General features: G+C 72.6%; 15 protein-coding genes and 1 pseudogene. 3 read left to right on the forward strand and 13 right to left on the reverse strand.

All coding sequences use genetic code 11. From position 1 onward, the window contains the following. Positions 1–22: 22 nt before the first annotated feature. The 5 genes and pseudogenes from ACWDZ7_RS06010 to ACWDZ7_RS06030 form a co-directional block, all read right to left on the reverse strand. Positions 23–1,426: a dipeptidase gene (locus tag ACWDZ7_RS06010; RefSeq protein WP_451795183.1), complete on the reverse strand. Its 1,404-nt coding sequence runs from the start codon at positions 1,424–1,426 to the stop codon at positions 23–25. A 10-nt stretch (positions 1,427–1,436) separates the two neighbouring features. Further along, on the reverse strand, positions 1,437–5,063 hold the full coding sequence (locus tag ACWDZ7_RS06015) for a UvrD-helicase domain-containing protein (RefSeq protein WP_451795184.1): 3,627 nt from the start codon (positions 5,061–5,063) through the stop codon (positions 1,437–1,439). Between the two features lie 105 nt (positions 5,064–5,168). Continuing rightward, complete coding sequence (locus ACWDZ7_RS06020; protein WP_451512667.1) at positions 5,169–5,867, reverse strand: hypothetical protein; 699 nt, start codon at positions 5,865–5,867, stop codon at positions 5,169–5,171. A 137-nt stretch (positions 5,868–6,004) separates the two neighbouring features. Next, positions 6,005–9,586 (reverse strand): UvrD-helicase domain-containing protein, encoded by a 3,582-nt coding sequence (locus ACWDZ7_RS06025; protein ID WP_451795186.1) that lies wholly within the window; start codon positions 9,584–9,586, stop codon positions 6,005–6,007. Between the two features lie 440 nt (positions 9,587–10,026). Next, a pseudogene (locus ACWDZ7_RS06030) lies at positions 10,027–10,389 on the reverse strand (MGMT family protein); the annotation flags it as partial. 173 nt (positions 10,390–10,562) lie between these two features. Between ACWDZ7_RS06030 and ACWDZ7_RS06035 the strand changes: the two are divergent. From ACWDZ7_RS06035 to ACWDZ7_RS06045, 3 genes are all read left to right on the forward strand, one after another. After that, positions 10,563–13,367 carry a lysylphosphatidylglycerol synthase domain-containing protein gene (locus tag ACWDZ7_RS06035; RefSeq protein ID WP_451795187.1) on the forward strand — a complete coding sequence of 935 codons (2,805 nt, stop codon included), beginning with the start codon at positions 10,563–10,565 and terminating at the stop codon, positions 13,365–13,367. Positions 13,368–13,549: 182 nt separating this feature from the next. Beyond that, a complete protein-coding gene (locus ACWDZ7_RS06040; protein ID WP_451795188.1) occupies positions 13,550–15,100 on the forward strand; it encodes an alpha/beta hydrolase in 1,551 nt (516 codons plus the stop codon). A gap of 87 nt (positions 15,101–15,187) precedes the next feature. Beyond that, positions 15,188–16,723, forward strand: a complete 1,536-nt coding sequence (locus ACWDZ7_RS06045) for an alpha/beta hydrolase (RefSeq protein ID WP_451795190.1) — start codon at positions 15,188–15,190, stop codon at positions 16,721–16,723. Positions 16,724–16,772: 49 nt separating this feature from the next. Here the strand turns inward: ACWDZ7_RS06045 and moeZ are convergent, their stop codons facing one another. The 8 genes from moeZ to ACWDZ7_RS06085 form a co-directional block, all read right to left on the reverse strand. Then, on the reverse strand, positions 16,773–17,951 hold the full coding sequence (gene moeZ, locus ACWDZ7_RS06050; RefSeq protein ID WP_451795192.1) for an adenylyltransferase/sulfurtransferase MoeZ: 1,179 nt from the start codon (positions 17,949–17,951) through the stop codon (positions 16,773–16,775). Positions 17,952–18,014: 63 nt separating this feature from the next. Then, entirely contained in the window at positions 18,015–18,764 is a 750-nt protein-coding gene (locus ACWDZ7_RS06055; RefSeq protein WP_451795194.1) for a spherulation-specific family 4 protein, read from the reverse strand. Further along, positions 18,752–19,705, reverse strand: a complete 954-nt coding sequence (locus ACWDZ7_RS06060) for an NAD-dependent epimerase/dehydratase family protein (protein ID WP_451795196.1) — start codon at positions 19,703–19,705, stop codon at positions 18,752–18,754. The genes ACWDZ7_RS06055 and ACWDZ7_RS06060 overlap by 13 nt, the downstream gene beginning before the upstream one ends. Before the next feature lie 151 nt (positions 19,706–19,856). Continuing rightward, positions 19,857–21,356, reverse strand: coding sequence for a hypothetical protein (locus ACWDZ7_RS06065; RefSeq protein ID WP_451795198.1), 1,500 nt, complete (start codon positions 21,354–21,356; stop codon positions 19,857–19,859). Then, positions 21,353–23,131 (reverse strand): DUF3492 domain-containing protein, encoded by a 1,779-nt coding sequence (locus ACWDZ7_RS06070; RefSeq protein WP_451795199.1) that lies wholly within the window; start codon positions 23,129–23,131, stop codon positions 21,353–21,355. Before ACWDZ7_RS06070 ends, ACWDZ7_RS06065 begins: the two co-directional genes overlap by 4 nt. A gap of 255 nt (positions 23,132–23,386) precedes the next feature. Next, the gene (locus ACWDZ7_RS06075; RefSeq protein WP_451795200.1) at positions 23,387–24,994 is read right to left on the reverse strand and encodes a dipeptide ABC transporter ATP-binding protein; all 1,608 of its coding nucleotides are present in this window, start codon (positions 24,992–24,994) and stop codon (positions 23,387–23,389) included. Further along, positions 24,991–25,998, reverse strand: coding sequence for an ABC transporter permease (locus ACWDZ7_RS06080; protein ID WP_451795201.1), 1,008 nt, complete (start codon positions 25,996–25,998; stop codon positions 24,991–24,993). The genes ACWDZ7_RS06075 and ACWDZ7_RS06080 overlap by 4 nt, the downstream gene beginning before the upstream one ends. Beyond that, positions 25,995–26,960 carry an ABC transporter permease gene (locus ACWDZ7_RS06085; protein ID WP_451795379.1) on the reverse strand — a complete coding sequence of 322 codons (966 nt, stop codon included), beginning with the start codon at positions 26,958–26,960 and terminating at the stop codon, positions 25,995–25,997. Before ACWDZ7_RS06085 ends, ACWDZ7_RS06080 begins: the two co-directional genes overlap by 4 nt. Position 26,961: the final 1 nt, after the last annotated feature.

Raw genomic sequence — 26,961 nt, forward strand, 5'->3', positions numbered from 1 at the left:
GTGCTCGGCGTTCCGGGGACTGTCAGTGTGCATCGCGCCAGTTCTCCGCGAGGTCGCCCCACAGGTAGGCGGTCGTCTCCACACCCTTGAGGAGCAGGTCGATCTCGACCTTCTCGTTCGGCGCGTGCCAACCGTCGGACGGGATGGAGATGCCGAGGAAGAGCACGGGTGCGGCGAGGACGTCCTGAAGGTCGGCCGCCGGTCCTGAGCCGCCCTCGCGCGTGAAGCGGATCGGCTGCTCGAAGGCGCGACCCATCGCACGGACCACGGACTGCAGGGCCGGGTGGTCCAGCGGGGTCAGACACGGGCGGGTGCCGGGGCTGAAGGTGACGGTGTGGCGGATTCCGGCGGGGATGCGATCGGCGGCCCATGCTCGCACGGCGTTCTCCACGTGCTCCAGGTCCTGGCCGGCGACCAGCCGGAACGAGAGCTTCACCAGGGCGGACGACGGAACGACCGTCTTGCTGCCCGCTCCCTGATAGCCGCCGCCGATGCCGTTGACCTCGGCGGTGGGGCGGGCCCAGACGCGCTCCAGGGTGGTGTATCCCGCCTCTCCGCGAGTGGCGTGCGACTTGGCCGTACGCAGCCAGCCCTCCTCGTCGAAGGGCAGCTCGGCGAAGAGTTCGCGCTCGCGGTCGGTGAGTTCCGTGATGCCTTCGTAGAAGCCGGGGATCGCCACGCGCGCGTGCTCGTCGTGGAGGGCGGCGACCAGGCGGGCGACCTCGGTGGCGGGGTTCGGCACCGCGCCGCCGAAGGAGCCGGAGTGGATGTCCTGGTCGGGGCCGTGCAGCACGATCTCGCACTCCGCGAGGCCGCGCATGCCGGTGCAGACGGTCGGGGTGTCCTGCGACCACATGCCGGTGTCGGAGACGATCACCGCGTCGGCGGCGACGCGGTCCTTGTGGGCCTCGATGAGCTCACGGAAGTGCGGGGAGCCGGACTCCTCCTCGCCCTCGATGAGCAGCTTCAGGTTCACGGCCGGGGCGGTGCGGCCGGTGGCGGCGAGGTGGGCGCGGACCCCGAGGGTGTGGAAGAAGACCTGGCCCTTGTCGTCGGCCGCCCCGCGCGCGTGGAGGCGGTTCCCTTGGACGACGGGCTCGAAGGGATCGGTGTTCCAGCCGTCCTCGCGGGCCGCGGGCTGGACGTCGTGGTGGCCGTAGACGAGGACGGTGGGGGCCTGCGGGTCGCCCGAGGGCCACTCGGCGAAGACGGCGGGCGCTCCCGGGGTCTGCCAGACCTCCGCGGTCGGGAAGCCGGTCTCCTTGAGCTGGGCGGCGAGCCACTCGGCACTGCGGCGCACGTCCCCGGCGTGGTCGGGCTGCGCCGACACGGACGGGATGCGCAGCCACTCCGCGAGGTCCTCCAGGAAGGCGGCACGGTGGTCCTCGATGTACGTACGGACGGCGCTGTCCGGTGTCTCGCTCATGGTCACGAGCCTATCCGCCGTCCGGGGTGGCCTCGTGCGGCGGTTCCCCGAGCAGGAGGCGTTCGAGATCGGCGCGGCCCGGGAGGTCCCTGGGGCGGGCGGTCTCCCCGCTGCGCACATAGAGGAAGGCGGCCTTCACCGCCTCCGGAGGGACGCCTTGCTGTTCGGCCCAGGCGAGGCGGTAGACAGCGAGCTGGAGGGGGTCGGCGCTGTGGGTGCGGCTGGTCTTCCAGTCGACGATCTCGTACGTCGTGTCGTCTCCGTCACCTTCCTTGTAGACGGCGTCGATGCGCCCCCGGATCACACGGTTGGCGATGACGAACTGGAAGGGCACCTCGACACGGTGGGGCGTGCGGCGGGCGTACTCGGTGCGCTCGAAGGCTTCCTTGAGGGCTTCCAGGTCGCGTTCGTCGGCGATCTCCGCCTCGTCCGGGCCGCCGCCGGGCAGGTCCTCGGGGGCGAGCATCGGCAGGGTGAGCTCTTCGAAGCGGGACTCGACCCAGGCGTGGAAGCGGGTGCCGCGGCGGGCTGCCGGCTGCGGTGGGCGGGGCATGGGCCGGGCGAGGTCCTTGGCGAAGCCGTCGGGGTCGGCGGCCAGGCGCATCAGCTCGGACGCGGTGAGCGACGGCGGCACGGGGATGTCCCTGACGGCCTCGCGGGCGCGCAGAAGCTCTCCGGTGAGGGCGTCCAGATCACGGTCCCAGGAGGCGAGGGTGCGGGCCTCCTCGGAGGTGAGGGCGCGGGTCTCCTCGGGGGTCAGGCGAGTGTCCGGGACGCGGGCGCGCTCGGCGGGGTGCGGGCGCGCCTCGGAGGGCTGTGCGGGGAGCGCCACGCGTGCGTGGCCGGTCGTAGCGGTCTCGGGCTGCGGGCCGCTTTCCGTCTCGGGGGCGTCCGCGGGGTGCGGGATCGTCGGGCGCTCCGTCGCCAGGGAGTCCCAGTCCGCCGGGTCGGCGTCGGGGAAGTCGGCGTCTCCGTAGGGAACGCCGTCGTAGGGAGCCTCTTCGTAGGGGACGTCTTCGTCCTCCGGAGGGGGCGGCCACTCCGGGTCGTCGGCCGGGGGAACATCGTCGTACGCCGAAGGGTGGGCCTCTTCGTGGGAGCGGGCGAGCTCCCGTGCGCCCTCCCCCGTCAGGCGCTCCAGGTGGTCGAGGACGGTTCGGGCGGCGGCGCGGCGGCGGGCCAGGGAGTCGTCGTCCAGCGGGAGCGGCCACGCGTGGTCGGCGGTCGCCTCGCCCAGGGCGGGGTTCTCCTCGTCCTCGGCCGGTTCGTCCGCCCAGACCTCGGTCTCGCCGTGGCCCGCCGCGCAGTGGTCGTGCAGGGCCCACAGGAAGTCCGAGGGGCCGCGCGGCTTCTTCTGGGAGGGGCCCCACCAGTGGCCCGAGCCCAGGAGCAGGGAGCGGGGGCGGGTGAAGGTGACGTACCCGAGGCGGAGTTCCTCGGTGCGCTGGTGGTCCTTCATGGCTTCGTGGAAGGCCTTCATGCCCTTGGCGTCCCACGCGTCGATGTCGGGCAGGGTGGCCGCGTCGCCACGCAGTTCGTGCGGGACGACCTTGGCCTGGGCGGTCCACTTCTCGCGGCCCTGTGCGCTCGGGAAGACTCCGTCGACCAGGCCGGGGACGGCGACGACGTCCCACTCCAGGCCCTTGGACTTGTGGGCGGTGAGCACCTTGACGGTGTTCTCGCCGCCCGGCAGGGCGTTGTCGAGGCCCTTCTCGTACTGCGCGGCGGTGCGCAGGAAGCCGAGGAAGGCGAGCAGCGACGCGCCGTTGTCGTTCGCGGCGAAGGACGCTGCGACGTCCAGGAAGTTCGACAGGGTCTCGCGGCGGCGGGCCGCCAGGGCGCCCGGCGACGCGGAGAGCTCCACTTCCAGGCCGGTCACGGCGAGCACGCGGTGCAGTACGTCCATCAGCGGGTCGGACAGCGACCGGCGCAGCTCGCGCAGCTCGGCGGCGAGCCGGGCGAAACGCACCCTGGCGTCCGCCGAGAAGGGCAGGCCGTCGTCCCTTCCGGAGGCGTCGCCCGGGTCGAGGGGCGACTCCAGGAAGGTGTCCAGGGCGTCCGCGAGCGATATCACCTCGGCCGGGTCGACCCCCTCGACGGCCTCCGCGAGGCGCCGGTCGGGGTCGTCGGGGGCGGTGTGCCCGGGGCGTACGAGAAGGCGGGCGCGGCGGCCAAGGAGGGCGAGGTCGCGGGCGCCGATCCGCCAGCGCGGTCCCGTGAGCAGCCGCACCAGGGAGGCGTTCGCCCCCGGGTCCTGGAGGACCTCGCAGACGGCGACGAGGTCGGCGACCTCCGGGAGGTGGAGCAGCCCGGAGAGGCCGACGACCTCCACGGGGATGTCGCGGGCGACGAGCGCGCCCTGGATCTCCGCGAAATCGGTCGCCGTGCGGCACAGGACGGCGATCTCACCGGGGGCCTTGCCGGTGCGGACGAGGTGGGCGATCGAGTCGGCGAGCCAGTCGATCTCCTCGGCGTGCGTGCGCAGCAGGGCGCAGCGCACCACGCCGTCGCGCTCGGCGCCGGGCGCGGGCCGCAGTGCCTCCACGCCCGCGTGCATCGCGCGCAGGGGCTCCGCGAGGCCGTTGGCCAGCTCCAGGAGGCGGCCGCCGCTGCGGCGGTTCTCGCTGAGCGCGTGGCGCGTGGCGGGGCGCCCGTCGGCGTACGAGAAGTGCTCGGGGAAGTCGTCGAGGTTGGCCACCGAGGCGCCGCGCCAGCCGTAGATCGCCTGGCAGGGGTCGCCGACCGCGGTCACCGGGTGGCCCGTGCCGCCGCCGAAGAGACCGGACAGGAGGATGCGCTGGGCCACCGACGTGTCCTGGTACTCGTCGAGGAGCACGACGCGGAACTCGTCCCGCAGGATCTCGCCGACCTCCGCGCGGGTGCGGGCGAGCGTCGCGGAGAGGGCGATCTGGTCGCCGAAGTCGAGGAGGTCGCGTGAGCGCTTGGCCGCGCGGTACCCGCCGACGAGCTCGGCCAGCTCCAGGCGGGCCGCCGCCGTCTCCGGGATCTTGCGCAGATCGGCGTTGGAGAGCTTCGCGCCGTCCAGGGCGCGCAGCAGTTCGGTGTCGTACGCGCGGAGTCTCTCGGGGCGTACGAGATGTTCCGCCAGCTCGCTGTCGAGGGCGAGGAGGTCGCTGACGAGGTCGGGGAAGGACCGGGTCAGCGCGGGATAGGGCCCGGGGGCCTCGCGCAGCACGCGGGCGGCGAGCTGGAAGCGGGTGGCGTCGGCGAGGAGGCGGGAGGTCGGCTCCAGGCCGATGCGCAGGCCGTGGTCGGTCAGGAGGCGGCCCGCGAAGGCGTGATACGTGGAGATGACCGGCTCGCCCGGCGGATTGTCCGGGTCCACGGCCTCCGGGTCGGTGACCCCGGCCTTGATCAGCGCCTGGCGCACGCGCTCGGCGAGCTCGCCCGCGGCCTTGTTCGTGAACGTCAGTCCGAGGACCTGTTCGGGGGCGACCTGGCCGGTGCCGACCAGCCAGACCACGCGCGCCGCCATCACCGTCGTCTTGCCGGAGCCGGCTCCGGCCACGATCACCTGCGGGGCGGGCGGCGCGGTGATGCAGGCCGTCTGCTCCGGGGTGAACGGGATCCCCAGGAGCTCCTTGAGCTGCTCGGGGTCGGTGATACGAGGTGGCACGTGAGAGAGGCTAGCGGTGGCCACTGACAACCGGGGCGGGCCCGGATGCGAGTGGCCACCGCGCGCTCATGGGGTGCGTGGGATCAGGAACCGTCAGGGAAGCTGTCAGGAACCGGACGAGAGCTTGTCCGGGTCCACGACCTCACTGGCCGGCGGGGCCTTGACGTCGACGGCCTTGCCGTAGTCGCTGAAGGTCACCGTGCCCGGGCCGTCACCGCCCTTGTTCACGACCTTCAGGAAGTAGGGCTTGCCCTCCATGGCCACGTAGAAGGTGGTGGTCTCGGAGCCCTTCTTGCGGGTGAGGACGGCGGCCTTCTTGCCCGCGACCTCGGAGTCGTCCCCTCGCTTCAGCTTCTTGAGGTTGTCGGACTTGAACATGTCGTCCGGGTTGCAGGGGCTCGCGCCCTTGTTGTTCGGTGTCTTCACCCAACGGCCCTTGAGGAGCTCGGCCGTGGCGCCACCGCCCTGGCCCTCCCAGAACTTGTCGTCGGCCTTGACGTACGAGAACTTCCCGGAGGCGAGGAAGTCGGCGGTGCCCTTCTTCGACGAGCCCATCGTGCCCTTGCAGTCCCCGGACTCGGCGACGGCGAACTCGATGTCGCTCACCTCGCCGCCCTGCTTCACCTGGCCCTTCATCGAGAAGGAGCCCGCGTCCTTGGAAGCCTTGGAAGCCTTGTCGGCGATCTTGTCGGCGCTCATGCCCTCGAAGGGGTCCTTGTCGCCCTCGCTGCCGCAGCCCGCCACACCGATGACGGCGGCGGCGCAGGCCGCGGCCACTGCCAGGAGCTTCCTATTGGCTGCCATATGCGCGTATCTCCTCGAAAAGGGTGCACCGCCAGCCGGTGCACAGCATGTCTTTACGGAGACTTTAGATTGCTGGGGAGGGTGCGGTGCCTGCGGGTGGCTCGTCGTGACAATCCCCACTGGTGGAGTGGAACGAGTCATTCCACGACGTGGCGGCCCTCCGGGCGCGCGCTGCACGACGCGCGGAAGGCGCAGTGCGTGCAGTGCTGACCCGCGGTGGGCGTGAAGCGCTCGTCGAGCACCTTGCCCGCGGCCGTCGCGAGGAGGTCGCCGATCCACTCCCCGGAGAGGGGTTCCTGGGCCTGCACCTTGGGGAGGGTGTCGCCGCCGTTCTTCTTGGCGGCGCCCTGGCGCAGCTGCACCAGTTCCGCGCCGCCCGGTTCGGGACGCACCCCTCCGAAGGCCTCGTCGGCGGCGCCTTCGCGGACCGCCAGCTGGTAGACGGCGAGCTGCGGATGGCGGGCGACCTCGGCGGCGGTCGGGGCCTGCTTGCCGGTCTTGAAGTCCACTACGTAGGCACGGCCTTCCGCGTCCTGTTCGACGCGGTCCATCGAGCCTCGTACGCGTACTTCGTAGGGCCCCGCTTCGAGGGTCACGTCGAAGCCGTGCTCGCTGGCGACGGGTGTGCGGCTCCCCCGGGCGCCGTTGGAGTCGACGTGCCACTGGAGGAAGCGTTCGAGCGCCACGCGCGCGTGCTCCTTCTCCTGTGCCGACTTCCACGGGGCGTCGAAGGCGAGCGCGTCCCACACCGAGTCGAGGCGCTCCATGAGGACGGCGAGGTCGGCGGGGGTGCGTCCGGAGGCGACCTCGTCGGCCAGGACGTGCACTACGTTGCCGAAGCCCTGGGCGGCGGTCGCGGGCGCGTCCGCCTTCACCTCGCGGCCCAGGAACCACTGCAGGGAGCAGGTGTTGGCCAGCTGGTCCAGGGCGCTTCCGGAGAGCACGACGGGCTTGTCACGGTCCCTGAGGGGGACCTCGCTCGCCGTCGGCTCGTACATGCCCCACCAGCGGTAGGGGTGCGCGGACGGCACCAGTGGACGGCCGTCGCCGTCGCTGAGCGCGGCGAGGCGCGCCAGGCGCTGGGCCGCGGCCTCGCGCAGGGTCTCCGAGACGCGCGGGTCGACGGTGGTGGCGCGCAGCTCGGCGACGAGCGCCGCGACGGACAGGGGGCGGCGGGGGCGGCCCGTCACGTCCTTGGGCTCGACGCCGAGTTCGGTGAGGAAGCGGGAGGGCTGGTCGCCGTCGTCCGCGGGCGCCTTCACCGCGGTCACGACGAGGCGTTCACGCGCGCGCGTGGCCGCCACGTAGAAAAGGCGCCGCTCTTCGGAGAGGAGCGCTCCGGGGGTGAGCGGCTCGGCGAGACCGTCGCGGCCGATGCGGTCCGCCTCCAGGAGGGAGCCTCGGCGGCGCAGGTCGGGCCAGAGTCCTTCCTGGACGCCCGCGACCACGACGAGGCGCCACTCAAGGCCCTTGGAGCGGTGTGCGGTCATCAGGCGCACGGCGTCGGGGCGTGCCGTGCGGCGCGTGAGCGTGTCCGCGGCGATGTCCTGCGCCTCGGTCTCCTCCAGGAAGTTGAGCGCGCCACGGCCGCCGGTGCGCTCCTCGGCGCGGGCCGCGGCGGCGAACAGGGCGCACACCGCGTCGAGGTCGCGGTCGGCGTTGCGCCCCGCCGCGCCGCCGCGCCGCGCGGCGCGTTCGAGGCGCCCGGGCCACGGTGTGCCGTCCCACAGCTCCCACAGCGCCTCTTCGGCCGTGCCGCCGCCCGCGAGGCGCTCACGGGCCTTGCGGAGCAGCGCGCCGAGCCGCTGGGCTCCCCGGGCGTACGTAGGGTCGTGCGCGACGAGCCGCTCCGGCTCGGCGAGGGCGCGGGCCAGCAGCTCGTCGGAGGGCGGCGGCAGGTGGTTGCCCGCCGCGCGCTCCTCCTCGCGCAGGGCGCGGCCGAGACGGCGCAGGTCGGCGGCGTCCATCCCGGCCAGGGGCGAGGTCAGGAGGGTCAGCGCGGTCTCGGTGTCGAGCCAGGAGGGGACGACGGTGTCGGCGCTCACGTCCGTGGCCGCTTCTGTGTCTGCGTCCGCTTCTGTGTCTGCGTCGTCGGTGCCGGCGTCGTCGGTGTCGGCGTCCGCGTCGGCTTCGGCTTCGGGCACCGCTTCGGCAGTGGACGGCGCCTCGGTCTCCGCGTCCGCCTCGGTCTCCGAACCCGACACCTCGGAACCCGACGTCTCCGAACCCGACGTCTCCGAACCCGACATCTCGGAACCTGACGTCTCCGAATCCGACATCTCGGAACCCGACGCTTCCGCATCCGGCGTCTCCGAGATCACCGCCATGGCCACCACCCGAAGCGCCGTCAAGAGCGGCGTCACGGCGGGCTCATGGCGGAGGGCGATGTCGTCGCCGTCGATCTCCAGGGGGACGCCCGCCGCGCTGAGGCTGCGGCGGACCGCGGGGATCGTGCGGGCGCCGGCGCGGACCAGGACCGCCATGTCGCCCCAGGGAACGCCGTCCTCCAGGTGTGCGCGGCGCAGGATGTCCGCGATGTTGTCGAGTTCCGTACCGGCCGTCGGGTACGTGTACACCTCGACCCCGCCGCCGTCCCTGACCGGCGTCAGCTCCCGGTGGGCCCGCACCTTCTCCGCGGGCAGCCTGGTCAGCGGCATGCGGCGGGTGAGCAGCCGGGTGGCCGCGAGCAGCCGTGCGCCCGACCTGCGGGACGTCGTCAGGACCTCGACCGGCGCCGGGGTGCCGTCCGCGCGCGGGAAGTCGTACGGGAACTCCAGGATGCCGTTCACATCGGCGCCCCGGAAGGTGTAGATCGACTGGTCGGGGTCTCCGAAGGCGACGAGTGTCCGGCCGCCCCCGGAGAGCGCGTGCAGCAGCCGCACCTGCGCCGGGTCGGTGTCCTGGTACTCGTCCACGAAGACGGCGTCGTACCGCGCGCCCAGCGCCCGCGCCACCTCGGGGCGGCGCGCGAGCAGTACCGCACGGTGCACGAGTTCCGCGTAGTCGAGCACCCCTTGCAGGTCGAGTACGTCCAGGTACTCGGCGAGGAAGGCCGCCGCCGCTCCCCAGTCGGGGCGGCCGCTGCGGCGGGCGAAGGCGTCGAGGGCGGCCGGGCCGAGGCCCAGCTCGCGGCTGCGGGCGAGCACCGCGCGCACCTCGTCGGCGAAGCCGCGGGTGGTGAGGCAGGCCCGCAGTTCGTCCGGCCAGCGGACGTGCCCGCGGCCTTCCTTCGCGAGGTCGATCTGGCCCGCGAGCAGCTCACGTACCGCCACGTCCTGTTCGGGACCCGACAGGAGCCGCAGCGGTTCGACGAACAGGTCGGCGTCCTGGTGGGCCCTGACAAGGGCGTAGCAGAACGAGTGGAACGTCGTGGCCTGCGGGGCGCGCGCGGCCCCTATGCGCAGCGCCATGCGGTCGCGCAGCTCGACCGCGGCCTTGCGGCTGAAGGTGAGGACCAGCAGCCGGGCGGGGTCCGCGCCCCGGGCCACGCGCGCGGCGACGGCCTCCACGAGCGTGGTGGTCTTACCGGTGCCCGGCCCCGCCAGGACGAGGAGCGGTCCGCCCCGGTGGTCAACCACCGCGCGCTGACCTGCGTCCAAGCGAGGGGGCTCCAACGGGGCCGGCGGGGTGCGCACCAGCCGGTAGGCACCCGGGGTCCCCTGTCGTACCTGATGGTGCGACGGGTGCCGGATGTGCCGGGCGGAAGAAGGGGAGCTCACGTGGGTCGCCGGTCCTGGTGGGTGTGCTGGTCGAAAAGTGGCCGCGCGGTGGCCGCGGTATGACGGGGACGCGTGCTGTCGACGCTACGCCAGTGGGCACCGGGGACGCGGGGCTTCCCCCGGACGGGCCACCGGGTCCCCGCCGGGTCGCCGGATGGCGGAAGCTGTCAGATGTGAGCCTCCGGAGCCTGCGGGCGAGCGTCACCAGCGGCGTCGCCTCCCGCGCCGCCGCGGTCTCCCGAGCCTCCCTCGGCCCCTGCGCCCACCGCTCCACCCTCGGCACCCCCGGCATCCCCGGCACCCCCGGCACCCCCGGCACCCCCGGCACCCCCGGCGACGCTCACGGCACGAGCCGACACCACGCCCGCCGTCTCCACCGCGCCAGGCATGTCACGCACATCACACGCACCGCGCAGGTCGCGCCCGTCACGTATGTCACACCCGTCCCACCGCGCCTGCCGCATGTCGAGCTTGGGCACATGTCCCTGGGCGGCGCGCGGAGCCTGCCGCAAGGGAGTGCCCTCCTCGCGGTAGCGCTCCAGGGCACGCAGTTCGTGGCCCGGCAGCAGGACCCCGTCGGAGCGCACGACGCGCCACCACGGAACGCCTCCCCCGTAGAGAGCCATCACCCGCCCCACCTGGCGCGGGCCGCCCTCCTCCAGCCACTCGGCGACGTCTCCGTACGTCATCACGCGCCCCGGAGGGATCAGCTCCGCGACGTCGAGGACCCGCTCCGCGTACTCCGGAAGCGCCTGCTCCACATCCTCGGACGGCACCTGTCGCTCTCGGCTCTCCTCGCTCATCCGGACCATCCTGCCGTACCCCACCGACACCGCGACGGGCCCGCCGCGGAGCGTCCCGCGGGGCTGTCGGCAGGGCGCAAAGTGTCGTTTCGTGACCACTTCGCGTCCTTGCGTTGCCCCCTGGTGCCTCCCTGTAGCGACCAGGCATGCCACCATCGTGCGGGCGGTGACTGGTGATACGAGATCAAGAAGAGACGACGGAGCAGCAGGGCGTGCATCCCGATGAGAAGGCGGGCACCTCTGCGTCCGAGTCACGCCCGGACACCGGTGAGCCCGCCCTGAAGGCCGACAAGACCGACAAGACCGGCAACGGCGAGCCCGGCGACGACAGCTTCGATCCCGACGACTGCGGCGACAGCGGAGCGCACGCCGACCGTGTGGAGCGCGACGAACCGCTGCTCTCCGCGCGCGTGCACCGCCCCTCCGACCTCATGCGGCTGCTCGTCGGCATCCTCGCGATCGTCGTGCTCCTCGCGATCGCCGCGTTCGCGCACGGCACGACGTCCGGGCTCGAACAGGACATCGACAAGGGCACGGACCAGGCACCCGACCTGCTGATCAAGGTGGCGGGTCTCGTCGCCAGCATCGGCGTGCTGCTCGTCCCCGTCGCGTTCGCCATCGAACGGCTGATCAAGCGGGACGGCCTGCGCATCGCCGACGGCGTCCTGGCGGCCGTCCTCGCGCACGGCGTGACGCTGGCCACCGACCTCTGGGTCGCCAAGGCCGCCCCGGACTCCATCCAGGACGCGCTCACCAAGCCGTCCCCCGCGGACCTCCACGCGTTCACCGACCCGGTGCACGGCTATCTCGCGCCCGTCATCGCGTACATGACCGCTGTCGGCATGTCCCGCAGACCGCGCTGGCGCCTGGTGCTCTTCGTCGTACTGCTGCTCGACGCGTTCACGATGCTGGTCACCGGCTACACGACGCCGTTCTCGATCCTCCTGACGGTGCTCATCGGCTGGACCGTGGCGTACGGCACGCTCTACGCGGTCGGCTCGCCGAACGTACGGCCCACCGGGCAGACGCTGCTGGCGGGCCTGCGGCACGTCGGTTTCCGCCCCGTGAGCGCCTCCCGCGAGGAGTCCCCGGACAGCGAGCACGGCGACCGCGGCCGCCGCTACTTCGTCACCATGGAGGACGGCGCGCCCCTGGACGTCACGGTCATCGACCGTGAACAACAGGCACAGGGCTTCTTCTACCGCGTCTGGCGCAGGCTGACGCTGCGCGGCATCACCCAGCGGCGCAGTCTGCAGTCCCTGCGCCAGGCCCTGGAGCAGGAGGCCCTCCTCGCGTACGCGGCGATCGCCGCCGGGGCCAACGCGCCGAAACTCATCGCCACCTCCGAGCTGGGCCCCGACGCGGTGATGCTCGTCTACGAGCACACGGGCGGCCGCTCCCTGGACTCCCTGCCGGACGACTCCATCACCGACGAACTGCTGTGCGAGGCCTGGCGGCAGGTGCGGGCGCTGCAGTCCCGGCGCATCGCGCACCGCAGACTCGCGGGCGACGCGGTGCTGGTGGATCGTTCCGGCACGGTCATCCTCACCGACCTGCGCGGCGGCGAGATCGCCGCGGGCGACCTGGTCCTGCGGATGGACATCGCCCAGCTCCTGACCGCCCTCGGCCTGCGCGTGGGCGCCGAGCGCGCGGTCGCCGCCGCCGTCGAGATCCTCGGCCCGGACGCGGTGGCCGACTGTCTGCCGCTGCTCCAGCCGATCGCCCTCACCCGCTCCACCCGCGCCACCCTGCGCAAGCTGGCGCGCGAGCGGTCGCAGCGCGAGCGCGAGGCGGTCCTGGAGGCCTCCCGCAGGTCCAGACAGGCCGTGCGCGCGGAGGTCTCCGAGGAGGTCGCCGAAGGCGTACGTACGGACAAGCAGGCCCAGAAGCAGGAGAAGCAGGCCGCCAAGCAGGAGCGGCAGGCCGAGAAGCAGGCCATAGACGAGGCTCTGGAGCAGGCGCGCGAGGAGGATCTGCTCACCCAGATCCGCCACCAGGTGCTGCTCATCCGCCCGACGGCGCCGGTCGAGCCGGCGCAGCTGGAGCGGATCAGGCCCCGCACGCTGATCAGTTTCATCGCCGGTGCCATCGGCGCGTACTTCCTGCTGTCGCAGCTCACCCACGTCGAGTTCGGCACGCTCTTCCAGGAGGCCGAGTGGGGCTGGGTGGCCGCCGCCGTCGGGTTCTCCGCGCTGAGCTACTTCGCCGCGGCGATGAGCCTGCTGGGCTTCGTACCGGAGCGGGTGCCGTTCCTGCGGGCGGTGGCGGCGCAGGTCGCCGGGTCGTTCGTGAAGATCGTGGCGCCCGCCGCGGTCGGCGGTGTCGCGCTCAACACGCGCTTCCTGCAGCGCTCCGGGGTGCGCTCCGGGCTCGCGGTGGCGAGCGTCGGGGCCTCGCAGCTCTTCGGTCTCGGCTCGCACATCCTGCTGCTGCTCGTCTTCGGCTATCTGACGGGGACGGAGAAGACGCCGTCGTTCACACCGTCCCGCACGGTCATCGCCGGCCTTCTCTCGGTCGCGGTGCTCGTGCTCGTGGTGACGGCCATCCCGTTCCTGCGGAAATTCGTCGTCACGCGCGTGCGGTCGCTTTTCGCGGGTGTCGTACCGCGCATGCTGGACGTGCTGCAGCGACCGCAGAAGCTGCTCACCGGCATCGGCGGGATGCTGCTGCTGACCCTGATGTTCGTACTCTGTCTCGACGCTTCTGTGCGGGCCTTCGGCAACGAACAGATGACCTCGCTGAGCCTCGCGAGCGTCGCGGTGGTCTTCCTCGCGGGCAACGCGCTGGGATCGGCGGCGCCGACGCCCGGCGGTGTGGGCGCCGTGGAGGCCACGCTGACCTTCGGCCTGATCGCGGTCGGCGTCCCCAAGGACGTGGCGGCGCCCGCGGTACTGCTCTACCGGCTTCTGACGCTGTGGCTTCCTGTGCTCCCGGGGTGGCTGTTCTTCAACCACCTCACAAGGAAGGGGCTGCTTTAGCGCTCCGCTGGGAGGGGCAGTGCGTCATCTGGGAGGGCGGTGTGTCGTCTGCGGGAGCGTCCTGGCTGGTCGCGGATGCCCGGCGCCCCTTCGGGACGCCGTCGAGCCGGACAGGACGGCTTCCCTCACCCGCACGGCCCGCGCCCCGAGCGCCCCGCCATGACCCCCCGCAGGATGGGCACATGCCCTCACAGCCCCCGCCACGCCCCGGCGTCCTGGCCGCCGCCACCCTGCTTCTGTCCGCCACGCTCGCGGCGTGCGGCGGCGGTGACTCCAAGGACGAGGAGGACCTGTCGGCTCAGAAGCTGAGCTGGAAGGACTGCCCCGCGCCCGCCGCCTCCGAAGGCGGGGGTGACGCGCCCTCCCCGCTGCCCGGCGGCGCCGCATGGCAGTGCGCCACCATGAAGGCGCCCCTCGACTGGTCGAAGCCGGAGGGCGACACGATCGGCATCGCGTTGATCAAGGCGGCCGCGAGCGGCGGCAAGGGCGACCGCATCGGCTCCCTCGTCTTCAACTTCGGCGGCCCCGGCGGCTCCGGCGTCACCACGCTGCCCGCTTTCGGTTCGGAGTACGCCAAGCTGCGCACGCGCTACGACCTGGTGAGCTTCGACCCGCGCGGCGTCGGCCGCAGCGCCGGGATCAAGTGCCAGGACGACGAACAGCTCGACGCCTACTTCCAGCAGGACTCCACGCCCGACGACGACACCGAGCGCAAGAAGCTGGTCGACAGCGTCAAGGCATTCAACAGCGCCTGCGAGAAGAACTCCGGCAAGACGCTCCCCCACGTCCGCACCACCGACGCGGCCCGCGACATGGACCTGATGCGCCAGGTGCTCGGCGACGACAAGCTGCACTACTTCGGCATCTCGTACGGCACCGAACTCGGCGGCGTCTACGCACACCTGTTCCCGAAGAAGGTGGGGCGGGCCGTCTTCGACGCGGTCGTCGACCCCACCCAGAACGCCGAGGAGGGCTCTCTCGGCCAGGCCAAGGGCTTCCAGCTCGCTCTCGACAACTTCGCGAAGGACTGCACCTCCAAGGTCACGGACTGCCCGGTCGGCGACACGGAGCAGGACGTCAAGGACAGGATCGCCAAGCTGCTCCAGGACCTGGACCGCAAACCGATCCCCGGCCTCCCGCCCCGCGAGCTGACCCAGACCGCCGCCACCAACGGCATCGCGCAGTCCCTGTACTCCAAGGACTTCTGGCCCTATCTCACCCAGGGCCTCGAAGAGGCGTACGACGGTGACGGCAGGATCCTGATGGCGCTCTCGGACTCGATGAACGGGCGCAACGAGGACGGCGAGTACAGCAACATCCAGGCCGCCAACGTCTCGATCAACTGCGCGGACGACAAGGAGCGTTACTCCACGCAGTACGTCGAAGAGAAGCTGCCCGACTTCCGGAAGGCGTCACCGCTGTTCGGCGACTACCTGGCGTGGGGCATGGTCGGCTGCGCCGACTGGCCGGTCGAGGGCCAGGCCGACCACCCGGACGTCGGCGCCGACGGCGCGCCGCCCATCGTCGTCATCGGCAACACCGGCGACCCGGCCACTCCTTACGAGGGCGCGCGCGAGATGGCGCGGGCGCTCGGCGAGGGCGTCGGTGTCGAGCTGACGTACAAGGGCCAGGGGCATGGGGCGTACGACAGCAAGAACACGTGCGTGCGCGACGCGGTGGACGGCTATCTGCTCGACGGCAGGGTCCCGAAGTCGGGGACCGTCTGCTCCTGACGGCCGAGCCCGGCAAACCCACCCAAGTCGCTGTCAGTGGCCCCGCCTACTATGGCTTGACTGTCTTCCAAGGGGGGAAGCGCCTTCATGCAGCGTTTCGTACGGTCAGCGGCGCTGGCCGCCGCAGGGATTCTCGTGGCGGGGCTCGCCGTCGGTTGCGGTGGTTCCTCCGACGACGACAAGAGCGGCGACAAGAGCGGGAAGAGCGACGGGAAAGGCGCCGGCAAGGGCCTCGCCGCGCAGAAGCTGGACTGGGGCGGCTGCAAGGCCCCCGAGGGCGGCACCGCGCCGGGCACCGGCTGGCAGTGCGCCACGCTCAAGGTCCCTCTGGACTACGCGGAGCCGGACGGCGAGACCATCGGCATCGCCCTGATCCGCGCCAAGTCCACCGGCAAGGGCGACCGCATCGGCTCGCTCGTCTTCAACTTCGGCGGGCCCGGCGGCTCCGGCGTCTCCGGCCTGCCGTCCTTCGCCGACATGTACGACACGCTGCGCGAGCGGTACGACCTGGTGAGCTTCGACCCGCGCGGGGTCGGGGCCAGCGAGGGCCTGCGCTGCCGCGACGACAGGACGACGCAGGCCGCCGAGGAGAAGGTCGACCTCACGCCGGACACCCCGGCCGAGGAGAAGGCGTACTTCAAGGACGCGGCGGACTTCGGCGCGGGCTGCGCACGCGGCGCGAAGAAGCTCATCGGGCATGTGTCGACCACCGAAGCCGCCCGCGACATGGACCTCATGCGCCAAGTCCTCGGCGACGACAAGCTGCACTACATGGGCGTCTCGTACGGCACCGAGCTCGGTGGTACGTACGCGCACCTGTTCCCCAAGCGCGTCGGCCGTCTCGCCATGGACGCGGTCGTCGACCCCGGCGCGGACTCGGTCGGCCACGCGGAGAACCAGGCGCGAGGCTTCCAGCGCGCCCTGGACAACTACTTCAAGTCCCGCGGCGAGGACCCCGACGCGGGGTCCAAGAAGGTGGCGGACCTCCTTGAGCGCGTGGACCGCGAGCCGATGCGCACCTCCGGCGGCCGCAAGCTGACCGAGTCCCTGGCGAGCACGGGCGTCCTGGTCACGCTGTACAGCAAGCAGAGCTGGCCCGCGCTCACCCGCGGTCTGGAGGACGCCGAGAAGGGCGACGGCACGGCGCTGCTCCAGCTCGCCGACGCCTACAACGAGCGCGATCCCTCCGGGCGCTACAGCACCCAGAGCCACTCCCAGCGGGCGATCTCCTGCCTGGACAGCAAGGAGCGCTCCACTCCGGAGGAGGCCAAGAAGCGCCTGGACCGGTTCCGCGAGATCTCGCCGGTCTTCGGAGGGTTCCTGGGCTGGGACACGGCGGGCTGGTGTTACGACTGGCCCGTGGCCGGCCAGCACGAGTCCCCCGAGGTGAGCGCGCCGGGCGCCGCCCCGATCCTGGTCATCGGCAACACCGGCGACCCGGCCACTCCCTACGAGGGCGCCCGCAAGATGGCGGACGAGCTAGGCAAGGGCGTCGGCGTCCACATGACCTGGAAGGGCGAGGGCCACGGCGCGTACGGCAACGGCAGCAGTTGCGTCGACGACGCGGTCGACGGCTATCTGCTGGACGGCACCGTCCCGAAGGACGGCAAGGTCTGCTCATGAGGAAAGCCCCGCTCACCGAAGGTGAGCGGGGCTTTTCCAGCAGGTTGGGTCAGTACACCGGCTTGTGGGGCTCGATCTGGTGGACCCAGCCGATCACGCCGCCGCCCACGTGCACCGCGTCCGAGAAGCCCGCCGACTTCAGGACGGCGAGGACTTCCGCACTGCGGACACCCGTCTTGCAGTGCAAGACGATCTTCTTGTCCTGCGGGAGGCCCTCCAGGGCGGTGCCCATGAGGAACTCGTTCTTGGGGATCAGCTTGGCGCCGGGGATCGAGACGATCTCGTACTCGTTGATCTCCCGGACGTCGATGATCTCGATGTTCTCGCCTTCGTCGATCCACTCCTTGAGCTGCTTGGGAGTGATCGTCGCGCCGGCCGCCGCCTCCTGGGCCTCCTCGGACACGACGCCGCAGAAGGCCTCGTAGTCGATGAGTTCGGTGACGGTGGGGTTCTCGCCGCAGACCGCGCAGTCGGGGTCCTTGCGGACCTTGACCTGGCGGTACTGCATCTCCAGGGCGTCGTAGATCATCAGGCGGCCGACCAGCGGCTCGCCGATGCCCGCGAGGAGCTTGATGGCCTCGTTGACCTGGATGGAGCCGATCGACGCGCACAGCACGCCGAGCACGCCGCCCTCGGCGCAGGAGGGCACCATGCCGGGCGGCGGGGGCTCCGGGTAGAGGCAGCGGTAGCACGGGCCGTGCTCGCTCCAGAAGACCGACGCCTGGCCGTCGAAACGGTAGATCGAACCCCAGACGTAGGGCTTGTTGAGGAGCACGCACGCGTCGTTGACCAGGTAGCGCGTCGCGAAGTTGTCCGTGCCGTCGACGATCAGGTCGTACTGGCTGAAGATGTCCATCACGTTGTCGGCCTCGAGCCGCTCCTCGTGCAGGACCACGTTCACGTACGGGTTGATGCCGAGGACCGAGTCCTTCGCGGACTCCGCCTTCGAGCGGCCGATGTCCGCCTGGCTGTGGATGATCTGCCGCTGCAGATTGGACTCGTCGACCTCGTCGAACTCGACGATGCCGAGGGTGCCGACACCGGCCGCGGCGAGGTACATCAGCGCCGGGGACCCGAGGCCACCGGCGCCGACACACAGCACCTTGGCGTTCTTCAGCCGCTTCTGCCCGTCCATCCCGACATCCGGGATGATCAGGTGGCGGGAGTACCGGCGGACCTCGTCGACGGTGAGCTCAGATGCGGGCTCGACCAGGGGTGGCAGCGACACGGGGACTCCGTTGGTCGGTTCCTACGTACGGTTGTTCTCTCCGTAACACTGCCACGCCCTTCTTCATTCCGAGACACCCGTTCCGATACGCGAGACGATTTCGTCCCAGTACGCGGGCATGGTCTCCCAGGGGTCGCCCGGACCACCCCCGTCCACGCGGTCGGTGAAGTAGATCGTCGAGGCGCCCTGCCAGCGGGCGATGCGCAGCGCCTCCTCCAGGTGTCCGCGCGGCATGCCGTGCACGAAGTGGCAGAAGCGCTCGGGCGGGTGGTCGGCGGTCCACTCGGCCACCTGCGACCAGCGGTAGTCGCTCCAGGGCCCGGCGAAGGTCACCAACTGGTCGCCCGTTTCGGCGTATCCGGGATACGGATGCGTCCCGTGGCCGAGCACGATGTGGGCGTCGCCAACGAGCGCGCGCAGCGTGGTGACGGTTCTGCGCACCTCTGGGAGCGCGGCCCGCTCCGTGGGACAGCGGTCCAGCGAGAAGCCGTCGACCTGGTACCAGTCGAGGTAGCGGTGCGCGTCGGAGACGAGTTCCCCGAAGGGGCGGACGCCGCACTTCGCGTCGAGATGGCCGAGCACACGGACACCCGCGTTCCGGAGGCGTCCCGCCGCTTGCAGGCAGTGCGGGTCGGGCCGCTCTCCCGCACCTTTCGCGACATTCAGGACAACCCACTTCAAAGGGGTGCCGGGCCTGGTGAGTTCGGCCCATTCGTCGGGGGCGACGAGAGGGTGCGCGAAGCCCGGGATGCCGAACCCGATGCGTACGTCGGTGCTCGCGACCCCTCTCGTGGTCCTGGTCAGATGCGGCATGCGGCCTCCATCCAGATGTCGGCGAGCGACTCTTCGAGGTTGATGCGGGGCCGCCAGCCGAGCCGGTCGCGCGCGGTGCGCACATCGGCCTGCTGCCAGCTGCCGCAGCCGTCCGGGTAGGGGTACGCGGCCGGGCCCCCGTGCTCCGATTCGGCGCGGGGGTGGCCGATGACCGCCCGCATGGGCACCTGGTCGAGTTCATGCAGGGCGCCGCCGTACCCGGCGACGCGGGCCAGCACGGCGGCCGCGTCGCGCAGCCGTACGGCACGGCCCGCGCCGATGTTCACGACGCCCTGGGCGGCGGAGAGCGAGGCGGCGTGCACGGCCCGCGCCACGTCGCGTACGTCGACGAAGTCCCGCTGCACGCCGAGGCCGCCGAGCTTCAGCTCGCCGTCGCCCGCCTGCATCGCGCGCCGCATGGCCTCCGCGAGCCGGCCGAGCGGTGACCCGGCGGGTGTGCCGGGCCCGGCGGGCGAGAACACCCGCAGGACGACTGCGTCGAGGCCGGAGCCGAGCACGAGTTCGGTCGCCGCCAGTTTGCTGACGCCGTAGGGCCCGCCGGGCCTCGGCACGGCGTCCTCGGCGGTCGAGGAGCCCGGCTGGCTCGGCCCGTACTCGGCGCCGCAGCCCAGCTGCACGAGCCGTGCCCCGCAGCCGCTGCGGCGCAGGGCCTCGCAGATGGTGGCGACGGCGACGGTGTTGTGCCGGGTCAGCTCGCGGGCGCCGCCTCGGGTGGCGCCCGCGCAGTTGACGACGACGCCCGGGTGCACGGCGTCCAGGAAGCGGGTGAGCGCTCCGGGGCTGCCGCTGGCGAGGTCGAACCGTACGTCCGAGTCGTCGCCGCGGCCGAGCGCGGTGAGTTGCACCGCGGGGTCGGCGAGCAGTCGGTCGGCGACGAACCGGCCGAGATATCCGTTGGCTCCGATCAGCAGCACCCTCATCGGGCGCCTCCCGGGGTGGCCGCGCGGAGGCGGAGGCGACTACCGGTGGTCATCTGTCTTTCTCCTTCAGGGTGGTGCCATGGGTCACGGGGATGAGGCCCGCGGTGTCGGCCCCGCGGGAGAGTGGTCTCGTAGGCCTGCGGCCGGCGGCTCACGTCGCGTCGCCGGGACCGGCGTGGGCCGAGGCCAGGGTCAGGGTCCTGGCCGCGTGGATCAGGAGGGCGAGGGCGGCGGCCCCGCAGACGGCGGCCGGGACGACGCCGGGGCCCCAGGTGTCGACGGCCGCCGTGACGGGTGCCGCCGCCGCGCCGCACCCCGGCAGACGCCCCGCGAAGACCGTGACGAGCGCTGCCACTTCGCACGCTCCGGCGGTGCCGAGCAGCAGGGCGGGGGCGCGCCTGAAGCCGTACACGCCGAGCAGCCGGGCGAGCAGCAGCAGGGCGCCGAGCGCGCCGGTCCCGGCGAGGGCCGAGGCGCCGCCGGGGGCGCCGGAAGGAGTGCCGGAAGGAGTGCCGCGGGGAGTGCCGATCGCCGCGGCCGTCACGTCCGCTACCGCGTCCGCCGCCGCGAGCGACGCTCCGAGCGCGGCGAGGAACAGCGTGACGACGCCGAGCAGCAGGGGCCTTACGGAGGCGGTGAAGTCGTCGAGTCCGCGGCTGGTCCGCAGCCGCGCGTTGGCCCGTACGGCGAAGAGCCGGGCGCACCAGGCCGCGGGCGCCACGGCGAGGGCGAGGCCGAGGACGGCGGTGGTGGCGGGCTCCCAGAGGTCGCCCGGCTCGTCGGGGCCGCCCGCGACGGCGCCCCTCAGCAGGCCGTCGCCCAGCAGTGCGTACGCGATGAGCCAGCACGCCCACGCGCGCGTGGCGGACGTCGGGCGGGCGCCTGCGCGCAGCGGCCCGGTCCGCAGGGTGATCCGCAGCGCCAGGGCCACGGCGAGCGCGCCACCGACCGCCACCGCGGGCCGCGTGCCCCCGGCGGTCAGGCCGAGCCCGGCCACGGCCGCCGCGCACACCGCGCCGGGCAGCAGCGTGAACAGGGCCCAACCGGGCGGTACTTCTGACTCACCGCGTACGTCGGTTCCGGCGCCGGAGGTGCCACGCCTGCCGTCGTCTTCACCGCGCGGCACGCGCGCGTACATCTCCTCGGCCAGGGCGAACACGTCCCGGTGCCGGTAGCGCGCGGCGGCCCGGTCGGTCACACCGTGCGCCTCCAGCCCCGCCACGATCTCCAACGGGTCAACGGCCTGCTCGCACAGCCGCCGGTGCCGGCGCATAAGAACTTTCACGGGATCGCCACTCCCACGCCGCGCAACCTTGCCCGCCACCACCCGCCCCGCCCACGCACGCCCAGCGACGTCCTCCTCCCCCGCCTCGCCACGGCTGCCGCCCCCGCGTCCGCGCCCGCCCGCATCCCACCCGCTGTCGCCCTCGTCGCCATCGCCGCCGCCCGCGTCACCACGGAGAGCGCCCTCCCCGAAGCCAGGAATGGACCGTCCCCAGACGGGCGTGCCCGGCAGCCCCGCGTCCGTCAGCAGTTCCTCCGACCGCGAGTCCCACCCGCTCGCCCTCTCGGGCGCCCGGGGCACATCCACAGCGCCCGCGCTCCCTAAGGCCTGCGGCGCATCCACGGCACCACCCTCCTGTCGCGTCATACGGCCGCCGCTCCCTTCAGCTGCTGCCTTCCGTCCGTCCCTTTGACCGGCACGGCCCAGCTCGGGACCCCGCCGCCTTCCGTGCCCGGCGTGGGGTTCACCGCGGCCGCCCACCGTCCGGGCACGTGCGCCTCGGCCGGGGTCGCGAACGGGACCGGGTCGGATGTCGTGTCGTGCCGTACCGGGCAGTGCGAGACGATCTCCAGGTAAATGCCGCGAAATGCCGCGACGTTCTGCTCGACGGTGAAGAGTTCGAGGGCCCGCGCCCGCGCCGCCGCGCCGAGGCGTGCGCAGCGCGCGGGGTCGCGCAGGAGCGCCACGCACGCCTCCGCGAGCGCCCGCGGATTGCGCGGCGGTACGACGAGTCCCGTGCCGCCGATGACCTCCACCACCGCGCCGACGTCCGTCGAGACCGTCGCGCGCCCGCAGAACATGGCCTCGACCAGGCTGATCGGGAACCCCTCGACGACGCTGGAGAGCACCACCACGCCGCCCGCGGCATACGCGTCGGCTAGCTCCGGCACCTCCGGCCCGCCGATCTCCTCGAAGGAGACGGGGTTGTCGCCGACGGCATGCGCCCCCTCCGCCTCGTCCGGGAAGAGCTGCGCGGCGAGCACCCGGCAGTGCGCGAGATAGTCCAGGGCCTCGCGCCCCTCGGCGGGCGCCCCGACGATCCGCAGACGCGCCCTCGGCCGCTCCCCGCGGACCTCGGCGAAGGCGTGGAGCAGGGAGACCAGGTCCTTGGCGGGTTCGACGCGGCCGACCCAGAGGAGCGTGTCGGGGGCGGTGGCCAAGTCGTCATAGCCCCGCTCGCCGATCTCCGAGAAGCGGCCGGACTCCATGCCGGGGTAGACCGTGCGCAGCTTGGCGCGGTCGGCGCCGCAGCGCTCCTGCCAGCGGCGGGCGTGGGTGTTGCCGGGGGTGATCAGGACGGCCCGGTCGTACACCTCGGCGGCCAGGAGGCCGTGGAAGGAGCCCAGCAGCGCGCGCGCCGGCGCGCTCAGGTCCATGCCGCCCGCGGCGAGGTGGTGCGCGCGCAGCCGCACGCCGTACTCGGTCAGGAGGAGCGGGACCCCCGCGAAGTGCTTGGCGAGCAGCCCGGGCACCGCCGCGGGTCCGCCGGAGGTGGCGTGGCACAGGTCGGCCGCGCCGAGCGCGTCGTCCTCGTACCAGTCGAGGGAGAGCGGCCGCAGCGACCGCTCGATCAGCCCGGCGGCGACGAGCAGGTCGGCCACCCGCGCGGTGCGGGCCGCGCCCAGTGCGCCGGGCGCGCGGCAGGCGCTCTCCAGCGCCCGCACGGCGGCCTCGGAGCGCAGGGCGGCGACCAGGCCGCCCTGGTCACGGGCGAGTTCGGCGAGTCCGTACAGCGCGTTGGCGAAACGGTCCGCCACAGCGCCGGAGTCCGCCTCCGGAGCGCCATCACCCCAGCTCCCGCCCCTCGGGGGGCCCGACCTGTCGGCCCCGCCCCGGCACACCACATCGGCCAGCTCCCCGAAGCACTCCGCGAACCGCCGCCGCGCCCGTCGGCCGCGCCCGCCGCGGGGCCCGGCGCCGCGCAGCGCCTCGTCGTCGACGGACCACAGCGGTGCCGTGCGCACCCGCGCGACCTGCGGCGGGAGTTCGATCCAGCCCCGCGCCTCCTGCCGCTCACCGCGGCTGAGCGCGTAGACGTCGAACTCGTGCTGCCCGAGCCCGCGCACGAGCCGGTCGCACCACAGTCGTCCCTCACCACTCACATACGGATAGCCACCCTCCGTAAGCAGTGCAACGCGCACGAGTGCACCCCCGATCTCCCGTCTGGGGAGCCGCCGTTGGATCGGCGGCTCGCAGCGGGACGAACGTATGGGGCATGCGGGTGGCGCGACGGACGGTTGTCCATCGCGCCACCAAAAGGGGTGAACGGCCGTAACTTTCCCGTGCCGGGGGCGTTCGGTCGCGCTATGGTGCCACCGAAGTCCCCTTTCGCTACGGAGTGCCTACGGAGCACCTGCGGAGGGCCTGCCGAGGGCCTACGGAGGGCCTACGGAGCGTCAGGCCGCGGCCGGCTCCTTGCGGGTCTCGCGCCGCCGCGCGGTCGCCTCCGGATCGAGGGACGGCACGGCCGCGAGCAGCCGCCTCGTGTACGGGTCCCGGGGCGAGCCGTAGACCTCGTCGACGGTTCCGTACTCGACGATCCGGCCCTTCCTCATCACCGCGACCCGGTCGCTGACCTGGCGTACGACCGCGAGGTCGTGCGCGATGAAGACGAGCGTCAGGCCCAGCTCGCGTTGCAACTGGGCGAGCAGGCCGGTCACTTGCGCCTGTGTCGTCACGTCGAGGGCGGACACCGGTTCGTCGCACACGATGATCCGGGGCTCGGCGGCGAGCGCCCGTGCGATGCCGACGCGCTGCCGCTGGCCGCCGCTGAACTCGTGCGGATAGCGGTCGTAGTGCGCCGGTTCGAGTCCCACGCGCTCCAGTAGTTCGCGCGTACGCCCCCGTACGAAGGCGTCGCTCTCGCCCCGCGCGCGCAGCGGGTCGGCGACGGACTCACCGATCGAGCGGCGCGGGTTGAGCGAGGCGACGGGGTCCTGGAACACCATCTGCACCCCGGGGTCCACCTGGCCGCCTCGCTTCTCCACACCTTCGTGGCGCAGCCGCCCCGCGCTCGGCTCCAGCAGGCCCACGAGCATGCGCCCCAGCGTGGTCTTGCCGCTGCCGCTCTCGCCCACGATGCCGAGGGTCTCCCCGCGGCGGACGCCGAGCGAGACGTCGTCGACGGCGGTGACGGCGCGCTTCCCGCGGCCGAACTCCCTCCGGAGCCCGATCGCTTCGAGCACGACCTCCGCGTCCGTCTCCTTCAGAGGCGGCAACGCCCGCGGCGCGTCCACCCGTGGCACGGCCCCCAGAAGTTCCCGGGTGTACGGCTCGCGAGGCGCGGCCAGGACGTCCCGCACCGCCCCCCGCTCCACCGCGCGCCCGCCCCGCATGACCAGGACCTCGTCGGCGCTCTCCGCCGCGACGCCCACGTCATGGGTGACCAGGAGCAGCCCCATGCCGGTCTCGTCCCGCAGCGTGTGCAGCAGGTCGAGGATCTGGGCCTGGACGGTGACGTCGAGCGCGGTGGTCGGCTCGTCGGCGATCAGCAGCGCGGGTTCGCACGCCAGGGCCATGGCGATGAGCGTGCGTTGGCGCATGCCGCCGCTGAACTCGTGCGGGCGCGAGCGAGAGCGGCGTACCGCGTCGGGGATGCCGACCCGGTCGAGCACGTGCACGGCACGCGCGCGTGCCGCCCGTCGGGACGCCCCGGTGTGCACGCGGTACACCTCGGCGATCTGGTCGCCCACCGCGTAGTACGGGTCGAGGGAGGAGAGCGGGTCCTGGAAGACCATCGCGACCTTCCCGCCGCGCAGCCTCCGCAGCTCCGCCTCCGACGCCTCCTGTACGTCGACGCCGGCGACCCGCACCGATCCGTCGACGCGCGCGCCCGTGCCCCGGTGGAGCCCGAGCAGCGCGGACGCCACGGTCGACTTGCCGGAGCCGGACTCGCCGACGAGGGCGAGCGCGCCGCCCGCCTCCAGGGTGAAGGAGAGCCCGTCGACGGCGCGTACGCCGGACCCGAACACCACGCGCAGACCCTCCACTTGGACGAGGTTCACGACAGCACCACCCGTCGGTCGGCCACCGCGTACAGCACGTCCGCGACGGCATTGGCGAGCACCACGAAGAAGCCGGTGACCATGACCAGGCCGACCACCACCGGCAGGTCGACGACCTTCACGGCGTGCACGAGTTCGCGGCCGAGCCCGGGGAGGCCGAACAGCGTCTCGCTGAGCACGGCGCCGCCGAACATCGACCCGACGTCGTTGGCGGTCAGGGCGATGACGGGCGCCACGGCGCCCCGCAGCGCGTGCTTGCCGATGATCGACCGCTCCCCGACTCCGTACGCGCGAAAGGTCCGTACATGGTCGTCGGCGAGCGTCTCCAGCATCGAGGAGCGCGTCAGCCGCGCGTACTTGGCGGCCTCGATCAGCGCGAGCGACAGCCAGGGCAGCAGGAGGTTCCACGCCCACTGCGTCGGGTCGGCGCCGAAGTCGACGTACTGCGGGAAGGGCAGCCACTGGAGCTGTCCGCAGACCACGATCATCAGCAGCAGGCCGATCACGAAGACGGGCGTGGCGGTGCCCGCCAGTGTGACGGCGGTCAGGACGCGCTCGCTGAGCCGGCCGCGCCGCCAGGCGGAGAGCACGCCGGTGCCGACGCCCAGGATCAGCCACATCACCATCGCGCCGAGCGCCAGCGACGCCGTGACCGGCAGCTTCGCCACGATCAGCGCGGTGACCTGCTGGTCGCTCCGGTAGGAGAGCCCGAGACAGGGCGCCTCGCAGTGCTCGACGCCGGTACCGGTCGAGTAGTCGTGGCCGACGAACACGCCTTGGAGGAAGTCCCAGTAGCGGACGTACAGCGGGTCGTCGAGGCGCAGCTGCTCGGCGACCTGCTGGACTTGCGCGGGCGAGCAGCGTGGGCCGCAGGTGATCTGGGCGACGTCGCCCGGAGCGACGTAGAACACCGCGTAGATGATCACGGAGATGGCGAGGAGCGTGACGAGGGCGCCGACGAGACGCCGCAACAGGAAGCCGGAGAGGCGCGCGAAGCCCGTCATGCGTGCGCCTCCCGCTTGCGTCCCGTGCCGATCCGCAGCCGCGAGGCGGCCCGCGGATCGAGCGCCGTGCGCACCCCGTCACCGAGCACGGTGAGCGCGAGGACGGTCACGAACAGCGCGCCCGCCGGGTACAGCAGATACTGCGGTGCCGCCTGGTACCAGACATCCGCGGCCGTCAGCATCTGCCCCCACGAGGCGGTCGGCGGCTTCACGCCGACGCCGAGGAAGGAGAGCGCGGCCTCGACCGTGATGTTCGCGGGGACGAGCAGCGCGGCGTACGTGATGACAGGCGCGGCGAGCGCGGGCAGCAGCTCGCGCCGGGCGATGCGGACGGAGCCCCAGCCGCTGAGCCGCGCCGCGGCCACGTGGTCGAGTTCCTTGAGCGTGACGGTCTGCGCCCGCACGATCTTGGCCACGCTGCCCCAGGCGACGAGCCCGATGACCAGGGCGACGAGCACGGGCCGTGGAAAGCCGCTCGGCACGACCGCCATCAGCGCGAGCGCCAGGACCATCAGCGGCAGGGCCACGATGACGTCGGTGGCGCGGCTGAGCACCTGGTCCACCCAGCGGTTGCCGAACCCGGCCGCGACGCCGACCACGACCCCGATGAACACCTGTACGACGGTCGCGGCGAGCGCGACGCCGAGCGAGACCCGCGCCCCGTAAACGAGGCGCGCGAACAGGTCGCGCCCGGTCTGCGGTTCGACGCCGAGCCAGTGCTCGCCGCTGATCCCGCCGAACGGGCCGACCGGCACGCCGCCGCGCGCCGAGTCGATCAGGTCCGGGTGATACGTGGTGGGGTCCTGCCCCTCCAGGGCCGTGAGCAGCGGCGCGGCGAGCGCCACGAGGACGAGCAGCGCGACGACGGCCGCCGCGACGAGGGCGGCGCGCTGCTCGCGCAGCCGCCCCCAGAAGAGCGTGCGGCGCCCCCGCAAGACCGTGTGACGCCCCCGGGAGACGATG

The organism is Streptomyces sp. NPDC003032 (assembly GCF_053591415.1).